Below are 6,517 nucleotides of genomic sequence, written 5' to 3'. Positions count from 1 at the left end.
TTTGTACGGAGATCGGTTCATCAGGCCGACCTGGTGAAAGTCAGGGCCTGCCTGACGGCAGGCCGTTACCGGCCCGCACACAAAAAATCTGACACTTCCCCGCAAGGCGAAACAGCGAAATAAGCGTCGACATCTCAAATAAATGCGCATACAACTTCCAAAACCACCTAACAACAACAACAACAACAACCCACAAACCTTTAAACACAATACGCCACCAGAGTTAAAACACTCAAAACCATACGAGATCCCCACACCCGCCAGCGCGAGCTACAATACCCCCTCCCCAGGCCTCCCCCAAGCCAACCATGATCCAGTCCAACCTCGACCTCTTCGCCCCCCACCCCCAGCGCCTGGCCCCCCAGACAACGCTGCTGCCCGGCTTCGCCCTGCCCGACCTCGAACCCCTGCTGGACGCCCTGCGCCCCGTGCTCCGCGCAGCACCATTTCGCCATATGCAAACCCCCGGCGGCCTGCGCATGGCCGTGGCCCTGACCAACTGCGGCTCACTGGGCTGGATCAGCGACGAAAACGGCTACCGCTATACCCCCATTGACCCTGTCAGCGCAAAACCCTGGCCCGCCCTGCCCCAGGTACTCATCGACCTGGCCACCCGAGCCGCCGCACTGGCAGGCTTCGAAGGCTTCATACCGGACGCCTGCCTGGTCAACCATTACCTGCCCGGCACCCGTCTGAGCCTGCACCAGGACCGCGACGAACAAGACTACGGACAACCGATCGTCTCGATCTCACTGGGTCTGCCAGCGGTATTCCTGTTCGGCGGCCTGCAGCGCTCGGACCGTCCCCAGCGCATCCCGCTGAATCACGGTGACGTGCTGGTGTGGGGCGGCGAAGACCGTCTGCGCTTTCATGGCGTGATGCCGATCAAACCTGGCGTTCACCCACGCATGGGCGAGCGACGAATCAACCTCACCCTGCGCAAGGCAGGATGAGTTCGGCAGCTACGGACTACAGAACCACTCGCGCCGTTCGTCGAAAGCAGCCCGGATCGCCCCCACCATCACCTGCACCAGCGGGTAGGCCTCGGTCTGGCCGTTGACCGCCAGCCACACCCGCCGCCGCATCGGTTCGCGGAACAGGCCCGGCAAGGCCAGCAATCCACGGTCCAGGTGCGTCGCATAGTGCGGCAACAAGCCGACGCTGGCGCTGCACTTGATCAGCTGGCAGTACATCTCGTAGTCCTGGATCTGCGTCACCCCGGCCGTACGGGTGCGCAGCAGTGCCTGCCAGGGCATCAGCGCCTGCACGCCAGCTTCGCCCTGCCATTGCACCAGCATGTAGTCCTGCAGGTCCGCCAGGCTGGTCGGCCGGTTGGCCTCACGGGCATAGCGCTTGGCGATATGCGGCAGGTACTCGAGGGTGGCCAGAGCCTCGGGGGCGGCACCGGCAAAACTGCCAGCATGGGCGCCGTGGCTGGCATCACCCAGCCACAGGGCGACATCGGCAACCTGCTCGGGCGCCTGGCGACCGTCAAGGGTGGCCACCTCCAGACGCATGCCGGCATGCTGGCGCACGAAGTTGATCAGATTGCGACCCAGCAGGTCCTGCAGCAGCGGCTCGGCCACGGCCAAGCGCACGCTCGCGCTTTGCTCTCGCGGCAGCGGCACGACCGGCTCGCGCGCCTGGAGTATCAGCAGCAGGCGTTCACCCTGCTGGCTGAGCACCGGGTTATTGTTGCGGTTGACGAACAGGCTGTAGCCCAGGCGCGCCTCCAGCGCCGCCAGGCGTTTGCGCAGGGCCACCGGTTTGAGATTAAGCCGCCGCGCCGCCTGCATGAAACAGCCGCAGCGCGCGGTGACCAGGAAACAGTTCAGGGTCTGTTCGTCCAGGGCCAACGGCACCTGGGGACGAACGACAGGCATGGCGGTATCCGGGGCTCGCCCCGGGGACAAATCGATCGGCATCCCTCGCCTCCCACGGGCCCGCCTGGGCAGGCCCGGCTCTTCCATGGTTGTTGGCGACTAGCGGCTGCTTTCCAGGACCTGGTTCAGCGCCGCGCCATCGATGCTCAGGGTGGCCGTGTCGAACATCCCCTCGACATAGGCCTTGGCCACCTGCTCCTGGCGCTGGGCGCGCAGCAATTCGCGCAAACGTGGCGCCACCTCCTCGAAGGTCGCTGCCCTGGCGGGCTGCTGCTCGACCAGCTTGATGATGTGGTAGCCCGCCACACTCTGCACCGGGTCGCTGACCGTGCCCACCTTCAGCTTGGGCACCACCCCGCGTACCTCGGGCAGCAATTGCGCCAGGGCCTGCAGTCCGGTGTCGCCGCCGGCGGAGGCCGTGCCGGCATCCTGGGAGTGTTCACGGGCGAGCGCGGCAAAGTCCGCATCCGCAGCCTGGGCCTGCTTGGCCAGCGTCTGGGCCTGTTTGCGCACGGCCTCGTCGTCCCTGGGATTTTCCACCCGCAGGAAGATCTGGCTCAGGCGGTAGCGCACCGGCAGTTGCAACCCGGCCTTGCCCGCCTCATAGGCCTGCTTGAGCTCAGCCTCGCTGGGGTAATCGTCAGGCACCTTGCTCACCGAGTTCAGGTAGTCGCGCAGGACGATCTGCTCGGTGGCCGCGCGGGTCTGCACCTGGATTTCCGGGCGCTGCAACCAGCCCTGGGCCTCGGCCTGCTGGTAGAGAGCCTTTTCCGCCAGGCGGGCGCGGATCCAGGCCTCCAATGCCGGTCGGTCGCCGCGCAGGCTGGCCCGGGCTTCCTCGGGCAACTGGGCGAACAGCGCCTTGAGTTCGCCACTGCCAACCTGCTGCTCGCCCAGGCGCGCCAATACCGGGCCCTTGTCGGCCGCCACCAGGGCGGCTGGCGACGCTGGACGCGCCGCCGCCACCGGCTCGTCGCCCGGGCGCAAGGCCAGGGCAACCGCCACCGCGACAATGGCCAGCGCGCCGGCGCCGGCCCAGAAAGTGCGCGCCGTCACGAGGCGCGCTCTTCGTCATGGGCGACCTGGGTTTGTTGCTGGCCGGCCACGTTACGGCTGTAGTCGCGCAGGTAGACGATCAGTTCCTGCAGCAATCGATCCCACAGCACCAGGCTGCCCAGCAAATGCTGCTGACTGACGCCATCGGCGACCACCACATCCTGCTCCATCACCAGGAACTCGCCCTGCACCGACAGCCGGGCGAAGCGGCGGCTGGCGTTCCAGTGCTCGGCCAGGCCCGCCGGCAGCTCGCCCTGGATACGCAGGGCGCAGCTGAAGGTGAAGTCGAGGAACTCGCCTTCCTTGCCCGCGGCCCGGTTGCCGAAACGTACGGCATAACCCACGCCCTGGCTGGCGCTGAGCAACTGCACCACGGCGTTCTGCTCGGTGCGGTTGACCCGGCAGCCGGCATCCTGCAGCAACTGGGTCAGGGAGTCGGCGCTAACGGTTTCGATCAGGGTCACTTCGGTCATGTGCTTACTTCCTTGCGTTGAGAAAACGTCAATGGGGCACGCCCTTGGGGGCGTCGAACTGGCTTTCGTAAAGCTTGTCGCCATAGGCCTGGGCCAGCTCCTCGAACTTGACCCGGGCACCACCGGCGAAGGGCTGGCGCATCTTCATGACATCGGCGATATCGACCTTCTCGTAGGCGGCCAGCATCTCCTTGGCCACCCCGTACATCTGCTGGTTGCGGGCCTGGCATTGCTGCACCTGGCTGTCACGCTCGCCCAGTTGCGCCTGCAGGGTGGCGCGCTCGCTTTCCTTGGCGCGCGCCATCGCCAGCAGCTCGTCATAGGCCTGCTTGTACTTGTGCAGTTGTTCGTTGCTGCTGGCCACCAGCGCCTGGGCCTGGCTGTGCACGGCCTGTTGCTGGCCAGCCAGTTGCTCGCTCTGGCCGCGGGCCTTGGCCAGTTGCGCGGTCAGTTCGCGTACCTGGCCTTGAGCAGCGTCACGCTGCTGCTCGGCCGCCTGGCGGGCGGCGCTGGCCTGGGCTTGCTCGCTCTGCAGGGCCTGCAGCTGTTGCGTGGTGCTGCGCAGTTGGGTGCGCAGACGTTCCTCGAGGGTTTCGGCCGACGCCGAGGCCGCCAGGCTTGCGCCCAGGGCCAGCATCAACCAGGCGCAGCGGTGGCGATAAGCTCCCTTGTTCATGCCCGTGCTCCTTCCCTAGAACCGAGTGTTGACTTCAAGTTGTAGCACATCGATGTCAAACGGCGCGCCGTAGACTGCCTCGCTGCTCAACCAACGGGCTGTAGCGTAGACGTTGTCGGCCAGGCCGTAGTTGCCACCGAGGAAATAACCCTTGGCGTTGGTGCCGCCGAGGTGGAAGCTCGAGTCGTTGAAGCCGTCCGGCAGCGCGTCGGGCTCGATGCGCTTGTAGCCGGCGAACAGGTTCCAGTCGCCGGCCTTGCGCATGTCCAGGGCGTTGCCCAGGGTGAACTGGAGCATCCAGGCATCGCCGCCGCTCTTGAGGTTGCCGTTCTCGTCGACGTTGTTGGCCAGTTGTCCCGCCGAACGCTTGCGCATGTCGCCCTCGTCGTAGGCCAGGTTGTGGACGTAGTTGGCCTGGCTGCGCAGCTTGAAGTCATGGGGCAGGTCGGCGTCCCACACCAGGTTCAAATCGAGCAGCTCGAACTCCGAGGCAATGCCGACGAATTGCGGCTGCGGCGTGGCCGCCGGGTTGGCCGGATTCGGCGTGATGTCGCGGAGCAGGAACACGGTGTTGCCCTTCTGCATGAAGGTCGGCCGGGATTCGTCGCTGTCGCAGCCCGGCTGGCCATCCCACGGGGCGCAAGGGGTGGAGCGCTCGCCGGCGATATCGTCGAAGCGGTAATAGGCCATCGCGCCCTTGAGTCGATTGCTGTCGTTGAGCGCCCATTTCGCGCCCAACTGCGCGCCGTACAGCCACTTGTTGTCGCTGTCTTCCTTATCCAGGCCGTTGCTGGTGGCGTTGTCGTCGCTGTATTGCACAGGGAATGCGCCGACGGTGCCGAACAGGCTGAGGTCGCGGCCCAGCGGCTGGTCGAACAGCGCCGCCACGCCATCGAAGTTGAGGTCGTGGGAATACAGGATGTCGGTGGACATGAACGGGTTGGCGATCCGCCCGCCGGTCAGCGTCAGGCGCTCGCTCGGCGTCCAGGTGACGTAGCCCTGGTCGAGCCAGATGTCCTTCTTGCCGAAGCCGCCACCAAGGTTCTGGGTGGTCGAGACCGGGTTGTTGTTGGAGCCGGTGGCGACGCGGATGCCAGCCACCCAGTTCTCCGCCAGCTGCGCCTTGAGGCCGAAGCGCGCCCGCAGGCGCAGGAGGCTGTCGCGATCCTCGCGGGTGTTGAGCAACGGAGGCAGGCTTGAGCTGCTGTTGGGGTTGACGTCGTAGGGGCCCTTTTCATTGAGCTTGGCGAAATCGACGATCTCGTTGCTGTTGCCATCGGCATAGGAACGCGACTCGTAGCGCAAACGCAGATCGCCGTCGAAGCTGATGCGTGAGGCCCAGTCAGGGAAGGTGTTGGGCGCGGCCCAGTTTTCCTGCTTGGCGGTGCTCATCACCTCCGCCTTGATCTCGTCGCGGATCTGCTGGCGGACGATGGCCGGCACGTATTGCACGCGCACCTCACCGTTGGCGGCCGGGGCCTGGGCGACAATCGGCGCGCCGCTGGCGGCGACCCGCGCCTGCTGAGCTTCGCGTTCGGCCTGGGCGATCAGCGCGTCGGCCTTGTCCTGCTTGAGCACGCCCTGCTCCACCAGCAGGCGGATCAGGTTGACGGTCGCGTTCTCCGACGGCGCGGCGTGGGCGACGGTCGGACCGACCGCGGTGGCGGCGGCCAGCAGGCCGAGCGCCAGGGTCAATCGGTTGACTGGGCACTTCATAGGTTTGCAGCTCCTGTGGGTCAGTCGTGCTTCGTTGTTCATGGCCGGCGCCCCTGCAGGGCGATCTTCACCGGCAAGGTCAGGTTGGCGGGCGGGCGCTGGTCGAGGGCGCGGGCGCCGCGCAGGGCGGCGAGCACCTGGGCGTCCACCTCCGGCTCGCCGCTGCCGCGCAGCAGCTCGACACGGGTGATCTCGCCCGCGGCACTGAGCCAGATCTCGGCCTGCAGGTTGAACACCAGGTTGCGCAGCTCGGGGTTGTCGCGCAGCAGGCGCTGGAAGGCGTAGGCCAGGTACTGGCTGTAGGTGCCGCTGCCCAGCCCCCCTCCGCCGCCACCGGCCATGCCGCCGCCCTTGCCGGCGCCGACGTTGAAGCTGTCGCCGCCCGCTTGCGCGTCGCCGTCCATCTGCATCGGCTCGGCCAGGTCCTGGGCCGGATCGGGCGCCTCCTCGGCGGGCTTGACCTCTTCGGCCTCGGGCACCGGCTGCGGCTCGACGATCTTCTCCTCGACCGGCGGCTCGGGCTCCTTGGGCGGCTCGGGCGGTGGTGGCGGCGGTGGCGGCAGCGGGATGATCGCCGGCACCTTGGGCGCTTCGCGGCGCACCCCGGCCATGTCGTTGGCCCACTGCCACAGCAGCCAGGCCAGGCCAGCGCCAGCAACGGCGAGCACGGCCCAGGTCAGCAGGCGGCGGGGGTTGACTGTACGTTCCATGGC

General features: G+C 66.8%; 7 protein-coding genes. 1 reads left to right on the top strand and 6 read right to left on the bottom strand.

Annotated elements, in window-relative coordinates:
* The first annotated feature begins 308 nt into the window (after positions 1 to 308).
* Complete coding sequence (alkB, locus tag AC25ND_RS26035) at positions 309 to 953, top strand: DNA oxidative demethylase AlkB (protein ID WP_280071544.1); 645 nt, start codon at positions 309 to 311, stop codon at positions 951 to 953.
* A 9-nt stretch (positions 954 to 962) separates the two neighbouring features.
* Here the strand turns inward: alkB and AC25ND_RS26030 are convergent, their stop codons facing one another.
* The 6 genes from AC25ND_RS26030 to AC25ND_RS26005 all read right to left on the bottom strand — a co-directional run bounded on the left by AC25ND_RS26030 (position 963) and on the right by AC25ND_RS26005 (position 6,514).
* The gene (locus AC25ND_RS26030; protein WP_247284487.1) at positions 963 to 1,883 is read right to left on the bottom strand and encodes a LysR family transcriptional regulator; all 921 of its coding nucleotides are present in this window, start codon (positions 1,881 to 1,883) and stop codon (positions 963 to 965) included.
* 99 nt (positions 1,884 to 1,982) lie between these two features.
* Complete coding sequence (locus tag AC25ND_RS26025; protein WP_062361202.1) at positions 1,983 to 2,939, bottom strand: peptidylprolyl isomerase; 957 nt, start codon at positions 2,937 to 2,939, stop codon at positions 1,983 to 1,985.
* Complete coding sequence (locus AC25ND_RS26020; protein ID WP_062361204.1) at positions 2,936 to 3,412, bottom strand: YbjN domain-containing protein; 477 nt, start codon at positions 3,410 to 3,412, stop codon at positions 2,936 to 2,938. Before AC25ND_RS26020 ends, AC25ND_RS26025 begins: the two co-directional genes overlap by 4 nt.
* 28 nt (positions 3,413 to 3,440) lie before the next feature.
* Positions 3,441 to 4,088 carry a hypothetical protein gene (locus tag AC25ND_RS26015; protein ID WP_028692165.1) on the bottom strand — a complete coding sequence of 216 codons (648 nt, stop codon included), beginning with the start codon at positions 4,086 to 4,088 and terminating at the stop codon, positions 3,441 to 3,443.
* A gap of 15 nt (positions 4,089 to 4,103) precedes the next feature.
* Entirely contained in the window at positions 4,104 to 5,804 is a 1,701-nt protein-coding gene (locus AC25ND_RS26010; protein WP_241413454.1) for a putative porin, read from the bottom strand.
* 38 nt (positions 5,805 to 5,842) lie between these two features.
* A complete protein-coding gene (locus AC25ND_RS26005) occupies positions 5,843 to 6,514 on the bottom strand; it encodes an energy transducer TonB family protein (protein ID WP_028692167.1) in 672 nt (223 codons plus the stop codon).
* Between the last annotated feature and the right edge of the window lie 3 nt (positions 6,515 to 6,517).

The sequence above is a fragment of the Pseudomonas sp. P110(2024) genome (assembly GCF_057480795.1).
Note: the sequence above shows the minus strand (reverse complement) of the source record. Positions and strands in the feature narration are given on the sequence as shown.

Excerpts from the sequence above, each read along its gene's own strand:
- alkB (WP_280071544.1), top strand. The coding sequence starts at position 309 with ATGATCCAGTCCAACCTCGACCTCTTCGCCCCCCACCCCCAGCGCCTG.
- AC25ND_RS26030 (WP_247284487.1), bottom strand. The coding sequence starts at position 1,883 with ATGCCTGTCGTTCGTCCCCAGGTGCCGTTGGCCCTGGACGAACAGACC.
- AC25ND_RS26020 (WP_062361204.1), bottom strand. The coding sequence starts at position 3,412 with ATGACCGAAGTGACCCTGATCGAAACCGTTAGCGCCGACTCCCTGACC.
- AC25ND_RS26015 (WP_028692165.1), bottom strand. The coding sequence starts at position 4,088 with ATGAACAAGGGAGCTTATCGCCACCGCTGCGCCTGGTTGATGCTGGCC.
- AC25ND_RS26010 (WP_241413454.1), bottom strand. The coding sequence starts at position 5,804 with ATGAAGTGCCCAGTCAACCGATTGACCCTGGCGCTCGGCCTGCTGGCC.
- AC25ND_RS26005 (WP_028692167.1), bottom strand. The coding sequence starts at position 6,514 with ATGGAACGTACAGTCAACCCCCGCCGCCTGCTGACCTGGGCCGTGCTC.